Annotated in this window: 22 protein-coding genes and 1 riboswitch; of the genes, 21 read left to right on the top strand and 1 reads right to left on the bottom strand. The window is 49.2% G+C overall.

Annotated elements, in window-relative coordinates:
- Positions 1-125 precede the first annotated feature (125 nt).
- The 16 genes from OVA33_RS17000 (at position 126) to OVA33_RS16925 (ending at position 16,031) form a co-directional block, all read left to right on the top strand.
- Positions 126-1,040 (top strand): aspartate carbamoyltransferase catalytic subunit, encoded by a 915-nt coding sequence (locus OVA33_RS17000; RefSeq protein ID WP_014417729.1) that lies wholly within the window; start codon positions 126-128, stop codon positions 1,038-1,040.
- Complete coding sequence (locus OVA33_RS16995) at positions 1,024-2,310, top strand: dihydroorotase (protein ID WP_025649476.1); 1,287 nt, start codon at positions 1,024-1,026, stop codon at positions 2,308-2,310. The genes OVA33_RS17000 and OVA33_RS16995 overlap by 17 nt, the downstream gene beginning before the upstream one ends.
- Positions 2,307-3,401, top strand: coding sequence for a carbamoyl phosphate synthase small subunit (locus tag OVA33_RS16990; RefSeq protein ID WP_007409730.1), 1,095 nt, complete (start codon positions 2,307-2,309; stop codon positions 3,399-3,401). Before OVA33_RS16995 ends, OVA33_RS16990 begins: the two co-directional genes overlap by 4 nt.
- Positions 3,386-6,601, top strand: coding sequence for a carbamoyl-phosphate synthase (glutamine-hydrolyzing) large subunit (gene carB / locus OVA33_RS16985; RefSeq protein ID WP_017417747.1), 3,216 nt, complete (start codon positions 3,386-3,388; stop codon positions 6,599-6,601). The genes OVA33_RS16990 and carB overlap by 16 nt, the downstream gene beginning before the upstream one ends.
- Positions 6,598-7,368: a dihydroorotate dehydrogenase electron transfer subunit gene (locus tag OVA33_RS16980; RefSeq protein WP_063636628.1), complete on the top strand. Its 771-nt coding sequence runs from the start codon at positions 6,598-6,600 to the stop codon at positions 7,366-7,368. Before carB ends, OVA33_RS16980 begins: the two co-directional genes overlap by 4 nt.
- Positions 7,368-8,303 carry a dihydroorotate dehydrogenase gene (locus OVA33_RS16975; RefSeq protein ID WP_003154377.1) on the top strand — a complete coding sequence of 312 codons (936 nt, stop codon included), beginning with the start codon at positions 7,368-7,370 and terminating at the stop codon, positions 8,301-8,303. Before OVA33_RS16980 ends, OVA33_RS16975 begins: the two co-directional genes overlap by 1 nt.
- Positions 8,272-8,991 carry an orotidine-5'-phosphate decarboxylase gene (gene pyrF / locus OVA33_RS16970; protein ID WP_063636629.1) on the top strand — a complete coding sequence of 240 codons (720 nt, stop codon included), beginning with the start codon at positions 8,272-8,274 and terminating at the stop codon, positions 8,989-8,991. Before OVA33_RS16975 ends, pyrF begins: the two co-directional genes overlap by 32 nt.
- Complete coding sequence (pyrE, locus tag OVA33_RS16965; protein ID WP_007611309.1) at positions 8,988-9,620, top strand: orotate phosphoribosyltransferase; 633 nt, start codon at positions 8,988-8,990, stop codon at positions 9,618-9,620. The genes pyrF and pyrE overlap by 4 nt, the downstream gene beginning before the upstream one ends.
- 101 nt (positions 9,621-9,721) lie before the next feature.
- Positions 9,722-9,826: riboswitch (SAM riboswitch) on the top strand.
- A 127-nt stretch (positions 9,827-9,953) separates the two neighbouring features.
- Positions 9,954-10,655: a phosphoadenylyl-sulfate reductase gene (locus tag OVA33_RS16960; RefSeq protein WP_003154369.1), complete on the top strand. Its 702-nt coding sequence runs from the start codon at positions 9,954-9,956 to the stop codon at positions 10,653-10,655.
- 12 nt (positions 10,656-10,667) lie between these two features.
- On the top strand, positions 10,668-11,732 hold the full coding sequence (locus tag OVA33_RS16955; RefSeq protein WP_012117522.1) for a sulfate permease: 1,065 nt from the start codon (positions 10,668-10,670) through the stop codon (positions 11,730-11,732).
- A gap of 48 nt (positions 11,733-11,780) precedes the next feature.
- Positions 11,781-12,929 carry a sulfate adenylyltransferase gene (gene sat, locus OVA33_RS16950; RefSeq protein ID WP_063636630.1) on the top strand — a complete coding sequence of 383 codons (1,149 nt, stop codon included), beginning with the start codon at positions 11,781-11,783 and terminating at the stop codon, positions 12,927-12,929.
- A 13-nt stretch (positions 12,930-12,942) separates the two neighbouring features.
- Entirely contained in the window at positions 12,943-13,536 is a 594-nt protein-coding gene (gene cysC / locus OVA33_RS16945) for an adenylyl-sulfate kinase (protein WP_007611313.1), read from the top strand.
- A gap of 124 nt (positions 13,537-13,660) precedes the next feature.
- The gene (cobA, locus tag OVA33_RS16940; RefSeq protein WP_007409740.1) at positions 13,661-14,434 is read left to right on the top strand and encodes a uroporphyrinogen-III C-methyltransferase; all 774 of its coding nucleotides are present in this window, start codon (positions 13,661-13,663) and stop codon (positions 14,432-14,434) included.
- Complete coding sequence (locus tag OVA33_RS16935) at positions 14,435-15,220, top strand: sirohydrochlorin chelatase (RefSeq protein ID WP_071181756.1); 786 nt, start codon at positions 14,435-14,437, stop codon at positions 15,218-15,220.
- Positions 15,201-15,689 carry a precorrin-2 dehydrogenase/sirohydrochlorin ferrochelatase family protein gene (locus tag OVA33_RS16930; protein ID WP_063636631.1) on the top strand — a complete coding sequence of 163 codons (489 nt, stop codon included), beginning with the start codon at positions 15,201-15,203 and terminating at the stop codon, positions 15,687-15,689. Before OVA33_RS16935 ends, OVA33_RS16930 begins: the two co-directional genes overlap by 20 nt.
- A gap of 93 nt (positions 15,690-15,782) precedes the next feature.
- Positions 15,783-16,031 carry a hypothetical protein gene (locus OVA33_RS16925; RefSeq protein WP_017417756.1) on the top strand — a complete coding sequence of 83 codons (249 nt, stop codon included), beginning with the start codon at positions 15,783-15,785 and terminating at the stop codon, positions 16,029-16,031.
- A gap of 81 nt (positions 16,032-16,112) precedes the next feature.
- On the opposite strand, the gene OVA33_RS16920 is transcribed toward OVA33_RS16925, so the two are convergent.
- On the bottom strand, positions 16,113-17,819 hold the full coding sequence (locus tag OVA33_RS16920; RefSeq protein ID WP_014417738.1) for an Rqc2 family fibronectin-binding protein: 1,707 nt from the start codon (positions 17,817-17,819) through the stop codon (positions 16,113-16,115).
- Positions 17,820-17,938: 119 nt separating this feature from the next.
- On the opposite strand from OVA33_RS16920, the gene OVA33_RS16915 reads away from it, so the two are divergent.
- From OVA33_RS16915 to rpoZ, 5 genes are all read left to right on the top strand, one after another.
- On the top strand, positions 17,939-20,611 hold the full coding sequence (locus OVA33_RS16915) for a calcium-translocating P-type ATPase, SERCA-type (protein WP_014417739.1): 2,673 nt from the start codon (positions 17,939-17,941) through the stop codon (positions 20,609-20,611).
- An 81-nt stretch (positions 20,612-20,692) separates the two neighbouring features.
- Positions 20,693-21,568, top strand: a complete 876-nt coding sequence (locus OVA33_RS16910) for a YicC/YloC family endoribonuclease (RefSeq protein ID WP_014417740.1) — start codon at positions 20,693-20,695, stop codon at positions 21,566-21,568.
- Between the two features lie 76 nt (positions 21,569-21,644).
- Positions 21,645-21,914, top strand: a complete 270-nt coding sequence (gene remA, locus OVA33_RS16905; RefSeq protein ID WP_003154355.1) for an extracellular matrix/biofilm regulator RemA — start codon at positions 21,645-21,647, stop codon at positions 21,912-21,914.
- Positions 21,915-21,921: 7 nt separating this feature from the next.
- On the top strand, positions 21,922-22,536 hold the full coding sequence (gene gmk, locus OVA33_RS16900; RefSeq protein ID WP_003154347.1) for a guanylate kinase: 615 nt from the start codon (positions 21,922-21,924) through the stop codon (positions 22,534-22,536).
- 3 nt (positions 22,537-22,539) lie between these two features.
- Positions 22,540-22,743: a DNA-directed RNA polymerase subunit omega gene (rpoZ, locus tag OVA33_RS16895; protein ID WP_003154346.1), complete on the top strand. Its 204-nt coding sequence runs from the start codon at positions 22,540-22,542 to the stop codon at positions 22,741-22,743.
- Positions 22,744-22,795 lie beyond the last annotated feature (52 nt).

Here is a 22,795-nt window from a genome sequence, read left to right as displayed (position 1 = left end):
CCAGAGAGGCTTGGAAGGGTTATAACGGGAAGAAGCTGTACGCCGCTTCTCTCTTTAACCGCACCCCGAGTCTATAGACCGGGGTGTTTTTTTACGGCCTTCAAGCGGAAACGGAGGAGAAAAATATGAATCATTTAACGGCAATGTCTGAACTGAGCACTGCTGAAATTACAGAACTGCTGCGTGAGGCAAAAGCGATAAAAGAGGGAACAGTCCGCCCCGATCTCGCGGGGAAATTCGTTGCGAATCTGTTTTTTGAACCGAGCACGAGAACGCGGTTCAGCTTTGAAGTGGCGGAAAAGAAACTCGGAATGAACGTGCTCAGCTTAGACGATACGAGCACAAGCGTTCAAAAAGGCGAGTCCTTATATGACACGGTCAAAACACTGGAATCAATCGGAGCGGACGCCTGCGTCATCCGGCACAGCACGGATGAATATTACAAAGATCTGACCGGCAGAGTCAATATTCCGATCTTAAACGCCGGCGACGGCTGCGGCCAGCACCCGACTCAGTCATTGCTCGATTTAATGACGATTCAAGAGGAATTTGAGACCTTTCAGGGCCTGACGGTTTCCATTCATGGCGATATCAAACACAGCAGGGTGGCAAGGTCGAATGCCGAGGTGCTGACAAGGCTCGGCGCACGCGTGCTGTTTTCTGGTCCGCCGCAATGGCAGGATGAGAAAAACGCCTTCGGCACCTGTGTTCAGACGGATGAAGCCATACAAGCTTCAGATGTCGTCATGCTGCTCCGCATCCAAAATGAAAGGCATCAGACAGAAGCCGACCAAAAAGGCTATCTGGAAGCATACGGGCTGACCGCAAAGCGGGCGGAGAGCATGAAGCGGCATGCCATCATCATGCATCCCGCACCGGTGAACAGAGGAGTCGAAATTGACACAACATTAGTGGAATGCGGAAAATCAAGAATCTTTAAACAAATGGAAAATGGTGTGTATATCAGAATGGCAGTCTTAAAAAGAGCACTGCAAACCAATGTGAAAAGGGGAGAAGCGGCTTATGTCTTATCTCATTAAAAACGGCTGGATGTTAAATGAACAGGGAGAAAAAGTGGCACAGGATATCCGGGTAACGGGTGAATTCATTACGGAAACCGGGCTTCTGACAGTGAAAGAAGGAGAAACGGTGATCGACGCTGACGGACTGTTTGTTTCACCGGGACTCGTAGACCTTCATGTCCACTTCAGAGAACCGGGCGGCGAGAAAAAAGAAACCATTGAGACGGGCTCTAAAGCCGCGGCGCGGGGCGGCTTTACCACAGTCGCAGCCATGCCGAATACAAGACCGGTGCCGGATACGAAAGAGCAGATGGAATGGCTGCAAAACCGGATCAAAGAAACCTCATCTGTCAGGGTCCTTCCTTACGCATCAATTACGATCAGACAAATCGGCGAAGAAATGACAGATTTTGAGGCGCTTCATGAAGCGGGCGCATTCGCCTTCACCGATGACGGCGTCGGCGTTCAGACGGCAGGAATGATGTATGAAGCCATGAAACGGGCGGCTTCAATGAATAAAGCGATTGTCGCTCATTGTGAGGATAACTCGCTTATTTACGGCGGAAGCGTGCATGAAGGATCTTTTTCAAAAGCGAACGGCCTGAACGGCATACCTTCCATTTGTGAAGCGGTACATATCGCCCGTGACGTCCTGCTGGCGGAAGCGGCGGGCTGCCATTACCATGTGTGTCATATCAGCACGAAAGAATCCGTCAGAGCCGTAAGAGACGCAAAAAAAGCGGGAATCCGCGTGACGGCGGAAGTGTCGCCGCACCACCTGCTGCTTTGTGACGAAGATATCCCGGGACTTGATACCAATTTTAAAATGAATCCGCCCCTTCGCAGCAAAGAGGACAGAGAGGCGCTGATTGAAGGGCTTTTAGACGGCACGATTGATTTCATCGCCACTGACCATGCGCCGCATACAGAAGAAGAGAAAAACACGGATATGAAGCTTGCGCCTTTCGGTATCGTCGGTTTAGAAACAGCCTTTCCGCTTCTGTACACACATTTTGTGAAAAACGGGACGTGGACGCTGAAGCAGCTGGTTGATTTCATGACGGTAAAACCTTGCGAGGCATTCGGTCTTCCGTACGGAACGCTTGCACCGGGGGCGCCGGCTGACATTACCCTGATTGATCTGGAAAAAGAAGCGGCCATTGACAAAGATACATTTTTATCTAAAGGAAAAAATACGCCATTCAACAAGATGAAGTGCTTCGGCTGGCCTGTTGCAACGATGGCTGCCGGTAAGCTTGCATATGAAGAAGGGAGACTCGTCAAATGAAAAGAAGACTAGTGCTGGAAAATGGAGCGGTATTTGAGGGTGAAGCATTCGGGAGCCTGGAACATACCGCGGGTGAAGTTGTATTCAACACGGGAATGACCGGTTATCAGGAAATTTTATCAGACCCTTCTTACTGCGGGCAGATCGTGACGCTGACGTATCCTCTGATCGGCAACTACGGAATTAACAGAGATGACTTTGAATCCATCACTCCTTTTGTAAAAGGGCTGATCGTAAAAGAACTGTGCGAGCTGCCTTCCAACTGGCGTTCGGCTTACACGCTTGACGAGTATTTGAAAATGAAAAATATCCCCGGCTTACAAGGGATTGACACGAGAAAGCTCACAAGAATGATCCGCACGGCCGGCGCATTAAAAGGAACGTTTGCTTCAAGCGAGGAGAATGTCGGTGAGGTTCTTGCAAGGCTGAAAGAAACGGAACTGCCGAGAAATCAAGTCGCTCAAGTATCTGCGAAAACGGCATATCCGAGTCCGGGCCGCGGCAAACGCATCGTACTCGTCGATTTCGGTATGAAGCACGGCATTTTAAGAGAGTTAAACAAAAGAAAATGCGATGTCATCGTTGTGCCGTACAATGTAACGGCGGAAGAAGTGCTTCAGCTCAAGCCGGACGGCATCATGCTTTCTAACGGACCCGGAGATCCGAAAGATGTGCCGGAAGCCATTGAAATGATAAAAGGCATACTCGGGAAGGTGCCGTTATTCGGAATCTGCCTCGGCCACCAATTATTTGCGCTGGCATCCGGAGCGGAAACGGAAAAAATGAAATTCGGACACAGGGGTTCCAATCATCCGGTTAAAGAGCTTGCGACAGGGAAAGTCGCTTTAACCGCCCAAAACCACGGATATACAGTTTCTTCAATAGATGAGACAGAGCTTGAAGTGACGCACATTGCGATCAATGATCAAACGATCGAAGGACTCAAGCATAAAACGTTGCCGGCATTTACGGTTCAGTACCACCCTGAAGCTTCACCGGGGCCGGAAGACGCCAATCATTTATTTGACAGATTCATTGACTTGATCGAAACAACTGAGAAAGAAGGGGAAGCGGTATGCCAAAACGCGTAGATATTAAAAAGATTTTAGTGATCGGATCAGGCCCGATTATTATCGGACAGGCGGCGGAATTTGATTATGCGGGCACACAGGCGTGTCTCGCTTTAAAGGAAGAAGGCTATGAAGTCATTCTCGTCAACTCGAATCCGGCAACGATTATGACGGATACGGAAATGGCTGATCGGGTATACATAGAGCCGCTGACGCCGGAGTTTCTCACGCGTATTATCAGAAAAGAACGGCCGGACGCCATCCTGCCGACTCTGGGAGGACAGACCGGACTGAACCTTGCCGTCGAGCTGTCTGAACTCGGGGTTCTTGAGGAATGCGGGGTGGAAGTGCTCGGCACAAAGCTGTCCGCCATCCAGCAGGCGGAAGACCGCGACTTATTCCGTACGCTGATGAATGAGCTGAATGAACCGGTGCCGGAAAGTGAGATCATCCGCACTTTACAGGAAGCCGAGGAATTTGTCGGCCGGATCGGGTTTCCGGTTATCGTGCGCCCCGCTTACACATTAGGCGGAACGGGCGGCGGCATCTGCTCGAATGAAGCGGAACTGAAAGAGATCGTCGAAAACGGATTAAAACTCAGCCCCGTCCATCAGTGCCTTCTGGAAAAAAGCATTGCCGGTTACAAAGAGATCGAATATGAAGTCATGAGAGACAGCAGAGATCACGCGATCGTCGTCTGCAACATGGAAAATATCGATCCGGTCGGCATCCATACGGGCGACAGCATCGTCGTTGCCCCGAGCCAGACTTTGAGCGACCGGGAATACCAGCTTTTGCGCAATGTTTCATTAAAGCTGATCCGCGCGCTCGGCATTGAAGGCGGCTGTAATGTTCAGCTCGCGCTCGATCCCGACAGCTTCCAATATTACATTATCGAAGTGAATCCGCGGGTGAGCCGCTCATCTGCCCTCGCCTCAAAAGCGACGGGTTACCCGATCGCAAAGCTTGCGGCGAAAATCGCAGTCGGGCTTTCTCTTGATGAAATGATGAATCCCGTAACGGGAAAAACATATGCGGCTTTTGAGCCCGCGCTTGACTATGTCGTTTCTAAAATCCCGCGCTGGCCGTTCGACAAATTTGAGTCGGCAAACCGCAGGCTCGGGACGCAAATGAAAGCCACCGGAGAGGTCATGGCCATCGGACGCACCCTTGAAGAATCGCTGTTAAAGGCGGTCCGCTCACTGGAAGCCGATGTCTATCACCTGGAACTGAAGGATGCGGAAGAGATTTCTGACGGACTTTTGGAAAAACGGATCAGAAAAGCCGGGGATGAACGCCTGTTTTATCTTGCTGAAGCGTTCAGAAGAGGCTATACAGTGGAGCAGCTTCATGAGTTTTCCGCAATTGACGTATTCTTTTTGCACAAGCTCTGGAAGCTGGTCGCTTTTGAAACAGAGCTGAAAGCGGAAAAAGGCAGCCTCGCCGTCCTTCAGACAGCGAAGGAACTCGGTTTCTCCGACAAATATATCAGCCGGGAATGGAATATGCCGGAACAAGAGCTGTATCAAATGCGAAAAGAAGCAGACATCAAGCCTGTATATAAAATGGTGGATACATGCGCGGCGGAATTCGAATCAGAAACCCCGTACTTCTACAGCACATATGAGGAAGAGAACGAGTCTGAGGTTACTTCAAGAAAAAGCGTCGTCGTCCTCGGTTCCGGGCCGATCCGTATCGGACAGGGCGTCGAATTTGACTATGCGACCGTTCATTCTGTCTGGGCGATCAAGCAGGCAGGCTATGAAGCGATTATTATCAACAACAATCCTGAGACGGTGTCCACTGATTTCAGTATATCAGACAAACTGTATTTTGAACCGCTAACGGTTGAAGATGTCATGCACATCATCGATTTGGAACAGCCGGAAGGCGTTGTTGTCCAATTCGGCGGCCAGACGGCGATCAATCTTGCGGAAGAATTGAGCGCCCGCGGCGTCAAAATTCTCGGCACATCACTAGAAGATTTAGACCGTGCGGAAGACCGGGATAAGTTCGAGCAGGCGCTTGAGGCGCTGAATGTGCCGCAGCCGCTCGGAAAAACCGCCGTGTCGGTGAACGAAGCGGTCAAAATCGCCGCATCCATCGGCTATCCGGTACTTGTCCGCCCTTCGTATGTGCTCGGCGGCCGGGCGATGGAAATCGTCTATCACGAAGAAGAGCTGCTTCACTATATGAAAAATGCGGTCAAAATCAACCCGCAGCATCCGGTGTTAATCGACCGTTATCTGACGGGGAAAGAAATCGAAGTCGATGCCGTATCTGACGGCGAAACAGTCGTTATTCCGGGAATTATGGAGCATATCGAGCGGGCCGGCGTCCATTCAGGGGATTCAATCGCCGTCTATCCGCCTCAGTCTTTAAGCGAAGACATAAAGAAAAAAATCGAACAATACACTGTAGCCTTGGCAAAAGGCCTTAACATCATCGGGTTGCTGAACATCCAGTTCGTACTGTCGAAAGGCGAGGTGTATGTGCTTGAGGTAAATCCGCGGTCAAGCAGAACCGTGCCGTTCTTAAGCAAAATCACAAAAATCCCAATGGCGAACCTGGCGACAAAGGTCATTCTCGGCCAAAAGCTTGCTGATTTCGGCTATCAAGAGGGGCTGCAGCCTGAACAACAGGGGGTATTCGTGAAAGCGCCTGTCTTCTCATTCGCGAAGCTGAGAAGAGTGGATATTACGTTAGGCCCTGAAATGAAGTCGACGGGAGAGGTCATGGGCAAAGATTCAACCCTTGAAAAAGCGCTCTATAAAGCGCTGATTGCCTCTGGTATTCAAATTCCGAACTACGGCTCAGTGCTGTTGACCGTTGCCGATAAAGATAAAGAAGAAGGATTGCTGATCGCCAAGCGGTTCCACGCCATCGGCTATAAAATCTTAGCAACGGAAGGAACGGCGGCTTATTTGAAAGACGCTCAGATTCCGGCTCAGGTCGTCGGAAAAATCGGTGAAGAAGGGAAAAATCTGCTCGATGTCATCAGAAACGGCGAAGCGCAATTTGTCATCAATACGCTGACAAAGGGCAAACAGCCGGCCAGAGACGGCTTCAGAATCCGCCGCGAATCCGTTGAGAACGGAGTCGCCTGCCTGACATCTTTAGATACGGCCGAAGCCATTTTGCGGGTATTGGAAAGCATGACATTCCGGGCGGATCATATGCCTGCATCCGAAACCAATCAAAAGGCGGCAGTCACGATATGAAAAAAGCGCATTTGACTGTTCAATCCAACTTAGAGATTGCCGACAGGATTTATAAGATGGTGCTGAAAGGAGAGCTTGTCCGGCACCTTACCGAGCCGGGTCAATTTCTTCATCTGAAGGTGAGTGACGCGGTCACGCCGCTATTAAGAAGACCGCTCAGCATTGCGGACGTCAATTTCGCCGCGAATGAAGTATCCGTTATCTACAGAGCTGACGGTGAGGGAACGCGTCTTTTGTCCGAGAAAAAAGAGGGCGGCAGGATAGACGTTCTCGGCCCTCTCGGCAACGGATTCCCCGTCCGGCGGATTGAACCCGGCAAAACCGCGCTGTTAGTCGGAGGCGGAGTCGGGGTTCCGCCTTTGCAGGAACTATCAAAGCGCCTGACGGAAAAAGGCGTAAACGTCATTCATGTGCTTGGATTTCAATCAGCAAAGGATGTTTTTTACGAACAGGAATGTCGTGCGTACGGAGACACCTATGTGGCGACGGCTGACGGAACATATGGAGAGAAAGGATTTGTCACCGATATCATCCGTGAAAAGCAGCTCGAATTCGATGTCCTGCTAAGCTGCGGACCGACACCGATGCTGAAAGCTCTGAAGCAGCAGTACGGCCATAAAGAGGTTTACCTTTCGATGGAAGAGCGGATGGGCTGCGGCATCGGGGCCTGCTTCGCCTGCGTGTGCCGCACGGGTGAAAGCGATACATCCTATGTAAAGGTCTGCCTTGACGGGCCGGTATTTAAAGCTGAGGAGGTGGCGCTGTAATGTTAGAAGTGAATCTGCCGGGTCTCCAATTGAAAAATCCGATCATCCCCGCTTCCGGATGTTTCGGTTTCGGGAAAGAATATGCCGGATTTTACGATTTATCATGTCTCGGAGGCATTATGATTAAAGCAACGACGAACGAAGCCCGCTTCGGAAATCCTACGCCGAGAGTGGCGGAGACAAGCGCGGGAATGCTGAATGCCATCGGACTGCAAAATCCCGGGCTTGAGCATGTGCTCAATCATGAGCTGCCTTGGCTCGAACAATTTGACACGCCGATTATCGCAAATGTCGCCGGTTCTCAGGTGGACGACTATAAAGAAGTGGCCGAGCACATCAGCCAAGCGCCGAATGTGCATGCGCTTGAGCTTAACATTTCATGTCCGAATGTCAAAACGGGGGGGATTGCTTTTGGCACTGATCCCGTCATGGCGGCCGAACTGACAAAAGCGGTGAAAGAAGTTTCCGCAGTGCCTGTGTATGTGAAGCTTTCGCCTAATGTCGCAAACATAACCGAAATTGCCAAAGCGATTGAAGCGGCCGGTGCTGACGGTCTGACGATGATTAATACACTCATCGGGATGAGGCTCGATCTCAAGACGGGACGGCCGATCTTAGCAAATAAAACGGGCGGACTGTCAGGCCCGGCGATCAAACCGGTCGCCATCCGGATGGTATACGAAGTCAGCCAGGCCGTTCAAATCCCGATTATCGGGATGGGCGGCGTTCAGACCGCAGAGGATGCATTAGAATTTCTTCTTGCGGGAGCGAGTGCGGTTGCCGTCGGCACGGCGAACTTCGTCAATCCGTTCGTCTGCCCGGAAATCATAGAACAGCTCCCCCGTGTGCTGCGCCAACACGGCTTTCAATCTGTAAGTGAATGCATCGGAAGGAGCTGGAAACATGAAAAACAACCTGCCCATCATCGCGCTTGATTTTGCATCAAGGGAAGAGACTTTAACGTTTTTAGACTTGTTTGAAAAGGAAAGGCTTTTTGTCAAAACGGGGATGGAACTTTTTTATCAGGAAGGCCCCGCCATCATTCACCAATTAAAAGAACGGAACTGTGATATATTTTTAGATTTAAAGCTTCATGATATCCCGACTACGGTCAATAAAGCGATGAGGCGGCTTGCCGGCCTCGGCGTTGATCTCGTCAATGTGCATGCGGCAGGGGGCGCACGCATGATGCGCGCGGCCCTAGAGGGGCTTGAAGAAGGCACGCCGGCAGGCAGAAAACGACCGTCTTTAATCGCGGTGACTCAGCTGACCAGCACTTCAGAGCAGGTGGCGAAGGAAGAGCTTCTGCTGCATAAGCCGCTGTTAGAAACGGTTGTGCATTACGGCAAAATGGCGGAAGAGTGCGGGCTGGACGGAGTGGTATGTTCGGTACATGAAACAAAAGCCATTTATGAAGCGGTCCGGCCTTCATTTCTGACAGTCACACCGGGCATCCGCACGGCCAGTGACGCAGCTGACGATCAAGTCCGGACGGCGACTCCGTTATTTGCGAAAGAAAACGGGTCGTCAGCCATCGTCGTGGGCCGCTCAATTACAAAAGCGGAAAACCCCGTTAAAGCATATGAAGCAATTAAACTGGAATGGGAGGGCGTTCGCCGATGAAACAGGCTATCGCAAAACATCTATTACACATTGAAGCTGTCTTTTTACGCCCGAATGAGCCGTTTACGTGGGCGAGCGGCATTTTATCACCGATCTATTGTGACAACCGTCTGACATTGTCGTATCCAAAAGTGAGAAATGATGTGGCGGACGGGCTCGGAAAACTGCTGAAAGAGCATTTCCCCGAGGCGGAGATGATCGCGGGCACTGCAACGGCGGGCATTCCGCATGCTGCGCTTCTCGCAGATCGTACAGGCGCGCCGATGTGCTACGTCAGAAGCAAACCGAAAGCGCACGGCAAAGGAAATCAAATAGAAGGCGCCATTAAGAAAGGACAAAAAACAGTCGTGATTGAAGACTTGATTTCTACCGGGGGCAGCGTGCTTGAAGCTGCGGCGGCCCTTCAAAGAGAGGGCGCGGAAGTTCTCGGCGTCATTTCCATTTTTACATACGGACTGCCGAAAGCAAAAGAAGCCTTTAAAAAAGCGGGTCTTCCTTATTACTCGTTAACGGATTATGACACGCTGATTGAAGTCGCGCTTGAAAACGGAACGATTCATTCAGCTGACATTGAAAAACTGAAATCATGGAAATTAAATCCCGAGTCAAAAGATTGGTTTAAAAAATAATGACAATAAAAACAGGCCTCAGGGCCTGTTTTATTATTCCTATCAAAAAACTCGGGTTGACTTCTGTTAGAATTGTGCTAAAATTTAGTACAAATCTAAAAAGCTTATCAAGAGCGGCTGAGGGACTGGACCGATGACGCCCGGCAACCTGCGTGAATTGCAAGGTGCCGCATCCAGAAAAATGCACAGCATTTTGAAGATAAGGGCTATACCGGGTCACTGTCTTTCATTCCGCTGGATTGAAAGTTTTTTATATGAAAAAAAGATTGAGGGATAAGACAACCGGCAGAAAACAACAGCTGTTTGATTGTCTCCGGGAGGAGGAAAGAAAAAATGCTAACGTATGACACATGGGAAGAGCCGGCGATTACATTTCCGGAAGACGATTCCTATAAAGGCGCGCTGTCCGTTTTAAAATGGGCATACGGCCACTACGGAGACCAGCTTGTTTACGCGTGCAGCTTCGGGATTGAAGGCATCGTCCTGATCGATTTAATTTCTAAAGTAAAGAAAGACGCGGAAATCGTGTTTCTTGATACGGGTCTTCACTTTAAAGAAACATATGAAACGATTGAAAAAGTGAAAGAGCGTTACCCGGGGCTGAACATTATCCTGAAAAAGCCAAGCCTTACTCTTGAGGAACAGGCCGAGGCTCACGGAGATAAACTGTGGGAAAGAGAACCGAACCAGTGCTGCTACATCAGAAAAATTCTGCCGTTAAGAGAAGCGCTCGCGGGGCATCCGGCATGGCTGTCCGGTCTTCGCCGGGATCAAGGGCCGAGCCGGGCGAATACGAATTTCCTGAATAAAGACGACAAGTTTCAATCGATTAAAGTATGCCCGCTGATCCATTGGACATGGAAAGACATCTGGAGATATACTTCCAAGCATGAGCTGGATTACAATATCCTCCACGATCAGGGGTATCCGAGCATCGGCTGTGAACCGTGCACTTCACCTGCATTTACCGCGGAAGATTTGCGGAGCGGCAGATGGAACGGCATGGCGAAAACAGAATGCGGACTGCATGAATAAAGGAGCTGCACGATGGAATTAGCCGCTATTTTATTCTGCCTGTTTTTTGCCATGAATATCGGAGCCAGCGGAGCCGCGGCTTCAATGGGAGTCGCTTACGGGTCCGGCGCCGTTAAAAAGAAAACGTATGCGCTGATCATTTGCGCGGCCGGAGTCCTGTCAGGGGCGGTTATCGGCGGCGGAGAAGTCGTTAAGACGATCAGCGGCGGAATCATTCCCGAACAAACCATTACGCTCACCATTGTCTGCATTATTATCGGATCGGCGGCGCTATCGTTATTCACGGCGAATGTGCTCGGCATTCCGCTGTCGACGAGTGAGGTCACTGTCGGGGCGATTGTCGGTGTCGGCGTCGCGTACAAAGTATTGTTTTTACAGCATCTTTTGGTCATCGTGAGTTTTTGGGTGCTCGTACCGTTCGTCGCGTTCTGTTTCACGTTTCTCGTCTCGAAGGTATTCAGTTCTCTGAATATTCGAGTCATTTCGAATCGGAAACAGAAGATTTTAGGGATTGTGCTGCTGATTGCGGGGTTTTGGGAAGCTTTTTCAGCCGGAATGAACAATGTCGCAAATGCGGTGGGCCCTTTGGTTGCTGCGGGCGTGCTCAGCGTGTCCAAAGGAACGCTGTACGGAGGCATCTTTGTCGCTCTCGGCGCTCTGCTTTTAGGACGTAAAGTGCTTGAAACCAACGGGAAAAAGATTACGAGATTTTCAGCCGGAGAAGGCATACTGCTTTCAGGAACCGGCGCGGGGCTTGTCATTATCAGTTCCGTCTTCGGTCTGCCGGTCCCATTGGCGCAAGTCACATCATCATCAATTATCGGCATCGGAATGGCCAAAAACGGGCCGAACGTTTTTCATAAAGAAGTCGTGAAAACGATGCTCAAAGTATGGGTCGTTTCGCCGTTTTTGTCACTGTCGATTTCGTATCTGCTTGTCTCCCTGCTGTTAAAAGGAGATTACTATTCCATCTTTATGATGGCCAGCGTGCTTTTGGCAGCTGGCGGAGCCGCCAGTCTGATGAAAGCCATCCGAAAAGAGAAACGCTCTGTCCATGAACAAGGCGGAGGCATTTAACTATTAATCTGAGTTTATTTATCTGTTAACTGGGAGGAGTCATGTATTATGAGTTTAGCACCGCACGGAGGAACATTAATTAATCGGGTGAATGAGCAGTATGATCTTACATCCGTCCAAAAAGAAATTGAGCTTGATTTGATTTCGTTCGCTGATTTAGAGCTGATCGGCATCGGGGGGTACAGCCCGATTGAAGGATTTTTCACAGAAAAAGATTACGTGTCAGTCGTTGAAAATATGCGTCTGGCATCCGGGGTTGTCTGGTCCTTGCCGATCACGCTTCCGGTCGATTCAGAAAAAGCGGCTGAGCTTGCCGTCGGCGACACGGTGAAACTGACTTACGGCGGAGAAACATATGGCGTCGTCGACATCGAAGATATTTATACGCCGGATAAACAAAAAGAAGCTGTTCACGTATATAAAACCGATGATGCCGCGCATCCGGGCGTGAAAAAATTATTTTCACGCGGCGATACGTATATCGGCGGGCCGATCACATTAGTTAAAAAAGCGTCAAAGCAGTTTCCCGAGTTTACATTTGAACCTGCCGATACAAGACGAAGCTTCGAAGAAAAGGGCTGGAAAACCATCGTCGGTTTCCAAACGAGAAATCCGGTTCACCGCGCCCACGAATATATCCAAAAAACCGCGCTTGAGACGGTTGACGGCCTGTTTTTGAACCCGCTCGTCGGTGAAACAAAATCAGATGACATTCCGGCGGATGTCAGAATGGAAAGCTACCAGGTGCTGCTCGATCATTATTATCCGAAAGACCGTGTTTTCCTCGGCGTATTTTTGGCGGCAATGCGGTATGCGGGGCCGAGAGAAGCCATTTTCCACGCGCTTGTCCGCAAAAACTACGGCTGCACGCATTTTATCGTCGGCCGCGATCATGCCGGCGTCGGTGATTACTACGGCACATATGAAGCGCAAGAGCTGTTTGATCAATTTACAGCGGATGAACTCGGGATTACACCGATGAAATTCGAGCACAGCTTCTTCTGCCGGAAATGCGGCAACATGGGAACGGCCAAAACATGCCCGCATGACAGAGAAGACCACGTCATTCTGTCAGGAACAAAGGTTAGAGAAATGCTGCGAAGCGGCGTCATGCCGCCGGCGGAATTCAGCCGTCCTGAAGTTGTCGAGGTGTTGATTAAAGGGCTGAAAACGAAAGAAGAATCAGGCGTTTCTTAAGGAGGAAAATAGAGTGACAAATCGTGATATCGTGTGGCATGAAGCCTCAATAACGAAAGAAGAATACCAGCAGAAAAACAAGCATAAAAGCTCTATCCTCTGGCTGACGGGCTTAAGCGGTTCAGGGAAATCCACGATTGCAAACGCCGCAGCGCGCGAGCTGTTTGAACAAGGCTATCAAGTCATCGTGCTTGATGGTGATAACATCCGCCACGGCTTAAACAAGGACTTAGGTTTTTCCGATGATGACCGCAAGGAAAATATACGCCGAATCGGGGAAGTGGCGAAGCTTTTCGTTCAGCAGGGAACCATCGTCATCACGGCTTTTATTTCTCCGTTCCGTGAGGACAGAGATCAGGTGAGAGAGCTTGTGGCAGAGGGCGAATTTAATGAAATCTATGTGAAATGCGACCTCGATATATGTGAAAAACGCGATCCGAAAGGTTTATATAAAAAAGCAAGAAATGGTGAAATTCCGTTCTTTACGGGGATCGACTCACCGTATGAAGAGCCGAAAGCGCCTGAGCTCGTACTTGATTCAGGCAAATGTGAACGCGAAGAATGCACCGGAAGACTGGTTGACTTTGTGAAAAACAGCTTAGCATAATAGGTCCAAAAAGGCCGCGCAATCAACCGGATATCCCCCCTAATGGCGGGATATGGTAAAATAGCTGAAGTGCGGCCTCGCGGCTGTTCTGGGAAGATTTCAAAACGGATCGGGGAGACATGCTATGGGGAAAGTATTTATCGTTGGAGCCGGTCCGGGAGATCCGGACTTATTAACGGTGAAGGCAATGAAAGCCATACAGAAAGCGGACGTTATATTATATGACAGATTGGTAAGCAAAGAGATTTTACAGTATGCCGGAGAAGAAGCGGATCTGATTTACTGCGGCAAGCTCCCGGATTTTCACATTATGAAACAGGATACGATCAACCGTTTCCTTGTGAAGTATGCGAAAAAAGGAAAAACCGTTGTAAGGCTAAAGGGGGGCGACCCGTTTGTTTTCGGCCGCGGAGGCGAAGAAGCGGAGGCTCTCGCGCAAAACGCCATTCCGTTTGAGATCGTTCCCGGCATTACATCAGGAATCGCGGCTGCTGCTTATGCCGGCATTCCCGTGACGCACAGAGAGGCGAGCTCCAATGTCGCATTCGTTACGGGGCATTATAAACAAGAAGACGACTTTGAAGAAAAATGGAAAGCGCTGGCGACGGGTATTGATACGCTGGTGATTTATATGGGAATTAAAAATATCCGGCAGATTGAAAGAATGCTGCTGGAAAACGGCAGAGACGCCGGCACCCCGGCAGCCTTTATTCATTGGGGAACGACGGACAGGCAAAAAACAGTCGTCTGCACCGTCGGCACGCTTTCAGACACAGTGATAAAAGAAGAAATCAAAAACCCGAGCTTAATTGTTATCGGTGATGTCGTCAATTATCACTGCAAACTGGACTGGTATGCATCTGAACAGAAAAATCTGGATTTGAGCGAGGCGTTGTAAATGAAGCAGGCGATTTTATACATCGGGCACGGAAGCAGGCTGAAAAAAGCGCAGACAGAGTCGGCGGCGTTTTTAAAAGGGTGCATGCCGCACGCTGACGCTCCCATTCAGGAAATCTGTTTTTTAGAACTGCAGGAACCGTCTATTGAAGCGGGATTTGAAGCATGTGTCAGACAAGGCGCCACTCATATTGCGGCCGTGCCTTTGCTGCTGTTGACCGCTGCCCACGCAAAACATGACATTCCGGCTGAAATCGCCCGTGCGGCGGCCCTGCATCCCGATATAAAAGTGACATATGGTGTTCCGATCGGAGTGGACGATGAAGTTGTAAAAGCGGTGCATCAGCGCATTGAAGATACCGGAGTGCCCATTGAGCAGGCGAAAGTGGTGCTGATCGGAAGAGGAAGCACAGATCCGGCAGTTAAAAACGCAGTCAGTAAGATTGCCGGAAAACTTGAGGCGATTACACCTGTTAAAGAAGTCATCCCTTGTTTTTTAACAGCATGTGACCCGCACTATAAAGAAGTGTTTGCCGGCCTTGAAGAGGATGACGGAGCACCCGTTTTTATCGTTCCATATCTTCTGTTTACCGGGCTTTTAATGACTGAGATTGAACGGGAAGTTCAAAAGCTTCAAACGATCAATCAAAATGTTCATCTCGCTTCATACTTAGGTTTTCACCCGCATATTAAGCAGGCGTTTTTGAACCGTGTGTCAGAAGCTGTTCGAAACCCCGGCGGCCAGTTTGATTTTAAGGGGGGACAGTATGCTGCCTCTGCACATTAATCTAAGCGGAAAAAGAATTATCATCGCGGGCGGAGGCAATGTTGCCTTAAGAAGGCTCAAAACGGTGCTTCCGGAAGGCGCGGATATTACTGTAATCAGTCCCGATGCCCTGCCTGAAATGAAACAGCTGGCGGATGAAGGACGTATTCGCTGGGTTTCCCGTAAAATTGAAATGAAGGATCTCGCGCCCGCTTTTTTCATCATTGCCGCGACAAATGACCGCAGCGTGAATCAGGAGATAGCCGCGACCGCTTCTGAAACGCAGCTGGTCAATTGTGTAAGCGAGGCTGAACAGGGCAGCGTGTATATGCCGAAGATCATCCGCAAAGGTCGCATTCAAGTATCCGTATCAACAAGCGGCGCAAGCCCGGCACATACGAAAAGACTGGCTGAGGACATAGAGCCTCTCATTACTGCTGATTTGGCTGAAGAAGTGGATCGTTTATTTGAGAAAAGAAGAAGATCATAAAAAACACCTTGTCTGTCATCAGGCAGGGTATTTTTTATACTGTCCTGACAGTCCCCGAATGTGAACAATTCAAAACGAAAGCGGGCAGTTTGAATGTTATATGCCGACAAGCGGTCAGGATTGCGAAGTGACGCGGAATATTTATCTGGTCCCGATGCCGCCTGGATTCCGCCCGCATACAAAGGAAAGGTCAGAGACCCGCCCGGATGTGCTCAGGTTCGGCGAGGGAAGGTGACAGTATCCGCCGCCAAATCAGGTGTGACCGTTTTAATCAGAGACGGCCCCGGCGGATCAGGCAGACATGACGGGAAACTGATCAGATACTGTAAAGATCGGTTCTGACGGCTGGGAGAGTTTCGTCTCCGTTTATAAGTAATAAAAAACACCTCCAAGCTGAGTGCGGGTTTCAGCTTGGAGGTGCGTTTATTTTTTCAGCCGTATGACAAGGTCGGCATCAGGTGTGACAAATACGGTATGCTGGCTGTCATAGGTGACAAATCCGGGCTTTGCGCCGTTTGGCTTTTTCACGTGTCTGATTTTTGTATAATCAACGGGAACGGAGCCGGAATCTTTCGCCTTGGAAAAATAAGCGGCGATCGCAGCCGCCTCCAGTATGGATTGTTCATCCGGATCGCTGCTTTTAATCACAACGTGGGAACCGGGAATGTCTTTCGTGTGGAACCATAAATCATCCCTTGCGGCAGCTTTTGTCGTTAAGTATTCATTTTGTTTATTGTTTTTGCCGACAAGAATCGTCAATCCCCGTGAAGATTCATATTGCTCCAAAACAGGAACGTGCTGCTTCTGCTTTTTCTGTCCTCGCTGCTGTTTCGGTCGCAGATATTTGCCTTCCACAAGCTCTTCCCTTATTTCGTGAATATCCTTTGTGGAGGCGGAGGAGAGCTGCTGGATCAGCTGATCGAAATAAGCGATTTCCTCCTCGGCCAGACGGATCTGTTCTTTTACCACCTCGACGGAATTCTTAGCCTTTTGATACTTTGTAAAATACATCTGCGCGTTTTCTGACGGTGTTTTGTTCGGATTTAAAGGAATGGTCACTGTCTTACTTTCTTCATCATAATAATTGATGACTTCCGCTTCTTTGTCACCTTTTTTCAGCATATATAAATTCGCCGTCAGCAGTTCGCCGTATAGCTGGAATTCCTTCGCATTCTCTGAGTAGTCGAGCGTCTTTTCCAGCTTTTTTATCTTATTGGCGTTCTTTTTCCGTTCATTTGCGACAAATCGCTCGAGATCCTGAGCCTGCTGTTTGACGCGGTCGCGTTCCGCCTTGCCGAAATAAAACCGGTCCAACAGCTCACTCAGTGAGTGAAAGGTGCGCTCCTCTCCGTTTACATGTGTGAGAGACAGGAGATAAAAGTATTCCTTTCCGCCGGCTGTTGTAATGTTTGGTGTAAACCTGCAATCTTTCACGGCATGGAACATTTCAATCAGCGTCTTCGGCAGCGTTATTTTGTTAGCGAGACCCGCTCTGTGAACGGCTTCTTTTGCAAACAGCGGAGAAACACCGGAGAAATGTCTGACGATCTGCTGGTCAAGCCGTCCTTCCTGAAAACTGAGATAACGCAAAACGTCTTCTTCGTCCGCGGCGAGCGGCGAAATTTTTTCCTGAGCGGGAGGAAGCTTGTAATCATAGCCCGGCAGAACGGTCCGGTAGCTGTTCATCGACGGAGATAAATGTTTCAGCCCGTCGATGATGGCTCCTTCTCCGTCAGTCAGGATAATATTGCTGTGCCGCCCCATAATTTCAACATACAGCGTTCTTACGGTTTCGTCGCCGATTTCATTTCTGCTTTTTATGCGGAATATCATAATCCGGTCTAATCCGGCCTGTTCTATTTTCTCAATAAATCCGCCTTCTATATGCTTTCTGAGCAGCGTACAAAACATCGGCGGCTCGCTCGGATTTTCATAGGCCTGATTCGTCATGTGCACCCGTGAATAGCTCGGATGCGCCGATAATAATAATTTATGGTTTTTTCCGTTAGCGCGGATATGGAATATCACATCGTGCTTAAAAGGCTGATGGACTCTCGTGATCCGGCCTCCGGCAATCCGGCTGTTTAATTCATGTGTCATTCCGTATGTAAACATGCCATCAAAAGACATATAAAACACCCTTTCCTTCTTCCTGCATTCGATAATTATAGCATGAAAAGGGACGAGTCAGAATAAGCTTGTTTACAGAGTGACATCTCTAAAGCGAGGCAGGGGAGTGGACGAGAAGAATGAAGTTTCATGAAATGGGACAAACCGATTTGCTGAAAGCAACAAATACGTCCATTAAACAGGGGTTGACCGAAAAAGAGGTGAAAAAACGCCTTGAAAAGCACGGGCCGAACGAGCTTCAGGAGGGCAAGAGGACACCGGCGATCGCCGTGTTTTTCGCCCAATTTAAAGATTTTATGGTGCTCGTGCTGCTGGCGGCAACCTTAATATCCGGGTTTTTAGGCGAATATGTAGATGCCGTAGCGATTATGGCGATTGTATTTGTCAATGGGGTTCTCGGTTTTTTTCAAGAGCGGCGGGCGGAAAAGTCTTTACATGCATTAAAAGAGCTGTCAACGCCGTATGTGTCAGCGTTGCGGGACGGGAGCTGGAAGAAAATTCAGTCCAAGGAGCTCGTTCCCGGCGATATCATGAAATTTTCAAGCGGCGACCGGATTGGCGCGGATGTGCGGATCGTTGAAGCGAAAAGCCTTGAAATTGAGGAATCGGCGCTGACCGGGGAATCAATTCCGGTGGTTAAACAAGCCGATAAATTGAGAAAGCCGGATGTTTCGTTAGGCGACATCAGCAATATGGCGTTTATGGGTACGATCGTAACGCGCGGCAGCGGTGTCGGCGTTGTCGTCGGTACAGGAATGAATACGGCAATGGGGAAAATCGCCGATATGCTGGAATCCGCCGGCAGCCTTTCAACACCGCTGCAGCGAAGACTTGAAGAGCTCGGCAAAATTTTAATTATCGTCGCGCTCCTTTTAACGGTATTGGTCGTTGCAGTCGGCGTCTTACAGGGACATGATCTTTACAGCATGTTTTTGGCCGGGGTGTCATTGGCCGTCGCCGCGATTCCGGAAGGGCTTCCCGCCATTGTTACGGTGGCATTATCAATCGGCGTCCAGCGCATGATCAAACAAAAATCAATTGTCAGAAAGCTCCCGGCGGTTGAAACATTGGGCTGCGCCTCTGTCATTTGTTCTGATAAAACCGGCACGCTGACACAAAACAAAATGACCGTCACCCATATGTGGTCAGGCGGCAAAATTTATAAAGTGTCGGGCATCGGCTATGTGCCGGAGGGCGTTTTCACTCGCGATGAGCGGGAAATCAAGCCGAAAGATGAGAAGATTCTTGAACAGATGCTGGTTTTCGGCGCGTTGTGCAACACATCTGAAATCTCACTGAAAGACGGCCGTTATGTACTCGACGGTGATCCGACAGAAGGAGCGCTGCTGACGGCTGCAAGAAAGGGCGGCTATTCAAACGATTGGCTCAGCGGGCAATACCGCGTGGTTGCCGAGTTTCCGTTTGACTCCGTCCGCAAAATGATGACCGTCATTATAGAGGATAAGGAAAAAAAGCAGTTCGTCATCACTAAAGGAGCGCCCGATGTGCTGATTGACCGCTCGTCACATCTGATGCACGGCGCAAGAAGTACGCCTTTTTCAGGAGAAAAGAAAGCAGAAACGGAAGCGGTTCTGAAAGAGCTGGCGTCGCAAGCTTTGCGTACGATCGCGATTGCTTATAAACCGCTTAAGCCCGGAGAAAAGCCGACAATGGAGCAGGCGGAAAAAAATCTGACGATGCTCGGCTTGTCAGGCATGATTGATCCGCCCCGTCCGGAGGTCAGACAGGCCATTAAAGAATGCCGTGAGGCCGGCATTAAAACGGTTATGATCACAGGAGATCACGTCGAAACGGCAAAGGCCATTGCAAAAGATTTGCGTCTTCTTCCGAAAAAGGGGCGTGTGATGGACGGCAAGACGCTGAATGAGCTTACGGAGAAAGAACTTATCGAAACGGTCGATGATGTCTACGTCTTCGCACGCGTGTCACCTGAACATAAATTGAAAATCGTCAAAGCGTTTCAGGAAAACGGACACGTCGTCGCCATGACGGGAGACGGGGTTAATGACGCGCCGGCCATAAAGCAGGCAGATATCGGTGTTGCCATGGGCGTGACGGGAACGGATGTGGCAAAGGAAGCCTCTTCTCTCATTCTGGTGGATGATAACTTTGCTACGATTAAATCAGCCATAAAAGAGGGACGGAATATCTATGAAAATATAAGAAAATTCGTCCGATATTTGCTCGCCTCCAACGTCGGTGAAATTTTAGTGATGCTGTTTGCGATGCTTCTCGCTCTGCCGCTGCCGCTCGTTCCGATTCAGATATTGTGGGTGAACTTAGTCACTGACGGGCTGCCGGCGATGGCCCTCGGTATGGATCAGCCGGAAGGAGATCTGATGAGGCGGAAGCCGCGGCATCCGAAAGAAGGAGTGTTTGCGCGAAAACTGGGCTGGAAAGTCGTATCAAGAGGGTTTTTAATCGGAGCCGCAACCATTTTAGCGTTTATCATCGTCTATCACCGCAATCCTGAAAATCTGCCCTACGCACAGACCGTTGCATTCGCGACTCTTGTCCTGGCTCAGCTTATACACGTGTTTGACTGCCGGAGCGAAACGTCTGTTTTCTCCCGGAATCCGTTTGAAAATATCTATCTGCTCGGCGCCATCATTTCTTCTATCTTCCTGATGGTCATCGTCATCTATTATCCGCCGCTGCAGCCGATTTTCAAAACAGTGCCGATTACGCCGGGCGATTGGATGCTGATTATCGGGATGTCGGGCATACCTACTTTTTTGCTGGCGGGTTCACTTTTGACAAGAAAAAAATAATTCCATATGATATAATCTTAGGGGTAATAGCATGTCTATTGCCCTTTTATTTTGATAACGGGAAAGAATTGGGTGTTTCATATGATACGGAGTATGACAGGCTTCGGCAGCGCAAGCAGCACAAAAGGCGATCTCTCGGCAACCGTTGAATTGAAATCCGTCAATTACCGGTTCAAAGAAGTGAACGCCCGCCTGCCACGGCCTTTGCTATATGTAGAGGATAAGCTGAAACAAACGATATTGCAGCATATACAGCGCGGAAGAGTAGAGCTGTTTCTCACTGTAAACAGTGACGCGCTCATAAAAAGAAGCCTGAACATCGATTGGGAGCTCCTTGATGAATATGTGAGCGCCGCACGCGTCATGAAAGAGCGCTACAGCCTGGCCGCAGAACCCGATGCAATGGATTTCTTTAAATTTGAACATATTGCGCAGATACACGAAGAACAGATGCGTGATGACAAGCTTGAAGAAGTCATCAGGGAAGCCGCTGAACTGGCTGTAAAGGAACTTTGTGACATGAGGGAAAAAGAAGGACGGCTTTTGGCGGAAGACTGCTTTCTGCACATTGAGCGGCTTGAGACGCTGTCCGAACAGGTGAAAGAGCGCGCTTCGGCCGTTGTTATTCAATACCGCGAGCGTCTTTACGCCCGAATGAAGGAATGGACGGAGGACGCACTCGACGAAAGCAGGCTGATCACGGAATGCGCCATTTTCGCCGACCGTTCTGATATCACGGAAGAAATTACCAGATTGAAGAGCCATTTTGTTCAATTCCGTGATATATTAAAAGAAGGCGGGGCAGTCGGCCGCAAACTTGATTTCCTTGTTCAGGAGCTTAACCGGGAAGCGAACACGATCGGCTCAAAAGCCAATGATCATCAAATCACAAAGCTTGTCGTTGAAATGAAAAGTTCTATTGAAAAATTGAAGGAACAAGTGCAAAATATAGAATAGCGACTGTGCGTATTGTTTACAGACGGTCTCTTCAGGTTACACTAGAGACGTCTATTTTACAGGGGGAACGTAGAAGATGACGATTAAACTGATTAATATCGGATTTGGCAATATCATCTCCGCCAATCGGATGATTTCGATTGTCAGCCCGGAGTCTGCGCCAATAAAGCGAATGATCCAGGATGCAAGAGACCGCGGAATGCTAATAGACGCTACATACGGACGAAGAACCCGTGCAGTTGTCGTCATGGATAGTGATCACATTATCTTATCTGCCGTCCAGCCTGAGACAGTTGCACACAGACTTTCTGTGAAAGAAGAAATTATGGATGAAGGGCAGGGGTAATTGCCGCATGAAAGAAAGAGGGTTATTAATCGTTCTCTCAGGTCCCTCCGGAGTTGGAAAAGGAACGGTTCGGCAAGCAATATTTTCACAACAGGACACAAAATTTGAATACTCAATTTCAGTCACGACGAGAAACCCGAGAGAGGGCGAGGTCGACGGCGTCGATTATTTCTTTAAATCTAGAGATGAATTCGAACGCATGATTGAAAACAACAAACTGCTTGAGTGGGCGGAATATGTCGGCAACTATTACGGAACGCCCGTTGATTATGTCGAACAGACGCTTCAAGAAGGAAAAGACGTCTTCTTAGAGATTGAAGTGCAGGGCGCGCTCCAAGTGCGGAATGCATTTCCGGAAGGCCTGTTTATCTTCTTAGCGCCGCCGAGTCTTTCTGAACTGAAAAACAGAATCGTGACAAGAGGGACTGAAACCGACGATTTAATCGAAAACAGAATGAATGCCGCAAAAGCTGAAATCGAAATGATGGACGCGTATGATTATGTCGTTGAAAACGACGATATCCAAACGGCTTGCGATAAGATTAACGCAATCGTTCTCGCCGAGCACTTAAAACGTGAACGCGTCGCTCCGAGATATAAGAAAATGCTGGAGGTAGAATAACTTATGTTAGATCCGTCAATTGACTCTTTAATGAATAAATTAGATTCTAAATATACGCTGGTGACCGTGTCTGCAAGACGCGCGCGTGAAATGCAGATCAAAAAAGACCAGCAGATTGAACATACCATTTCTCACAAATATGTAGGCAAAGCTTTAGAAGAAATTGACGCGGGCCTGCTTTCGTTTGAAAGAGAAGACAGCGAATAACAAGCACACGTAGCAACCTATCTCTACATAGGTTGTTATTTTTTTCCGTTTG

The sequence above is a fragment of the Bacillus sp. KICET-1 genome (assembly GCF_027721405.1).
Lineage (GTDB): Bacteria > Bacillota > Bacilli > Bacillales > Bacillaceae > Bacillus > Bacillus velezensis.
Note: the sequence above shows the minus strand (reverse complement) of the source record. Positions and strands in the feature narration are given on the sequence as shown.

Excerpts from the sequence above, each read along its gene's own strand:
- OVA33_RS16960 (WP_003154369.1), top strand. The coding sequence starts at position 9,954 with ATGCTAACGTATGACACATGGGAAGAGCCGGCGATTACATTTCCGGAA.
- cobA (WP_007409740.1), top strand. The coding sequence starts at position 13,661 with ATGGGGAAAGTATTTATCGTTGGAGCCGGTCCGGGAGATCCGGACTTA.
- OVA33_RS16920 (WP_014417738.1), bottom strand. The coding sequence starts at position 17,819 with ATGTCTTTTGATGGCATGTTTACATACGGAATGACACATGAATTAAAC.
- OVA33_RS16925 (WP_017417756.1), top strand. The coding sequence starts at position 15,783 with ATGTTATATGCCGACAAGCGGTCAGGATTGCGAAGTGACGCGGAATAT.
- OVA33_RS17000 (WP_014417729.1), top strand. The coding sequence starts at position 126 with ATGAATCATTTAACGGCAATGTCTGAACTGAGCACTGCTGAAATTACA.
- OVA33_RS16930 (WP_063636631.1), top strand. The coding sequence starts at position 15,201 with ATGCTGCCTCTGCACATTAATCTAAGCGGAAAAAGAATTATCATCGCG.
- OVA33_RS16990 (WP_007409730.1), top strand. The coding sequence starts at position 2,307 with ATGAAAAGAAGACTAGTGCTGGAAAATGGAGCGGTATTTGAGGGTGAA.
- rpoZ (WP_003154346.1), top strand. The coding sequence starts at position 22,540 with ATGTTAGATCCGTCAATTGACTCTTTAATGAATAAATTAGATTCTAAA.
- OVA33_RS16910 (WP_014417740.1), top strand. The coding sequence starts at position 20,693 with ATGATACGGAGTATGACAGGCTTCGGCAGCGCAAGCAGCACAAAAGGC.
- remA (WP_003154355.1), top strand. The coding sequence starts at position 21,645 with ATGACGATTAAACTGATTAATATCGGATTTGGCAATATCATCTCCGCC.
- OVA33_RS16995 (WP_025649476.1), top strand. The coding sequence starts at position 1,024 with ATGTCTTATCTCATTAAAAACGGCTGGATGTTAAATGAACAGGGAGAA.
- OVA33_RS16935 (WP_071181756.1), top strand. The coding sequence starts at position 14,435 with ATGAAGCAGGCGATTTTATACATCGGGCACGGAAGCAGGCTGAAAAAA.
- pyrE (WP_007611309.1), top strand. The coding sequence starts at position 8,988 with ATGAAACAGGCTATCGCAAAACATCTATTACACATTGAAGCTGTCTTT.
- OVA33_RS16975 (WP_003154377.1), top strand. The coding sequence starts at position 7,368 with ATGTTAGAAGTGAATCTGCCGGGTCTCCAATTGAAAAATCCGATCATC.
- OVA33_RS16915 (WP_014417739.1), top strand. The coding sequence starts at position 17,939 with ATGAAGTTTCATGAAATGGGACAAACCGATTTGCTGAAAGCAACAAAT.
- carB (WP_017417747.1), top strand. The coding sequence starts at position 3,386 with ATGCCAAAACGCGTAGATATTAAAAAGATTTTAGTGATCGGATCAGGC.
- sat (WP_063636630.1), top strand. The coding sequence starts at position 11,781 with ATGAGTTTAGCACCGCACGGAGGAACATTAATTAATCGGGTGAATGAG.
- gmk (WP_003154347.1), top strand. The coding sequence starts at position 21,922 with ATGAAAGAAAGAGGGTTATTAATCGTTCTCTCAGGTCCCTCCGGAGTT.
- pyrF (WP_063636629.1), top strand. The coding sequence starts at position 8,272 with ATGAAAAACAACCTGCCCATCATCGCGCTTGATTTTGCATCAAGGGAA.
- OVA33_RS16955 (WP_012117522.1), top strand. The coding sequence starts at position 10,668 with ATGGAATTAGCCGCTATTTTATTCTGCCTGTTTTTTGCCATGAATATC.
- OVA33_RS16980 (WP_063636628.1), top strand. The coding sequence starts at position 6,598 with ATGAAAAAAGCGCATTTGACTGTTCAATCCAACTTAGAGATTGCCGAC.